Source organism: Bartonella sp. AA86SXKL (assembly GCF_042196885.1).
The window spans coordinates 351-664 of record NZ_JBHIRE010000393.1; the positions used below are offsets into that span (position 1 = coordinate 351).

A 314-nucleotide genomic window follows, 5' to 3' on the forward strand; every position below is an offset into this window, starting at 1 on the left:
ACTGGTTTAATGGCGTTACAATGCCAGCCATTGTTATTAAAGAGTGTAATGGAGCTCTAACAATTCAACGTCAATTTAGTTATAATGATTATCAAAAAAGCCTTTCATAATTCAAATCTACAAAAAACCATCATGCGGCAATATTAATGAAGGAGATAACCTAAAAATGAAGAAAAATATTCTCATTATTGGTGCTGGAGGTGTTGCACAAGTTGTTGCGCATAAATGCGCCCAAAACAACGATATTCTCGGTGAAATTCATATCGCTTCACGAACACTCAAAAAATGTGAAGCAATTGTTGCATCCATTAAAA

1 protein-coding gene and 1 pseudogene are annotated in these 314 nt (G+C 34.1%); both read left to right on the forward strand.

Annotated features, from left to right (window positions below):
- Positions 1 to 110: pseudogene (locus ACFIO5_RS12185) on the forward strand (carboxynorspermidine decarboxylase); the annotation flags it as partial.
- A 56-nt stretch (positions 111 to 166) separates the two neighbouring features.
- Positions 167 to 314: saccharopine dehydrogenase NADP-binding domain-containing protein (locus ACFIO5_RS12190; RefSeq protein ID WP_375705548.1), on the forward strand; the 148-nt coding region annotated here is incomplete at its 3' end.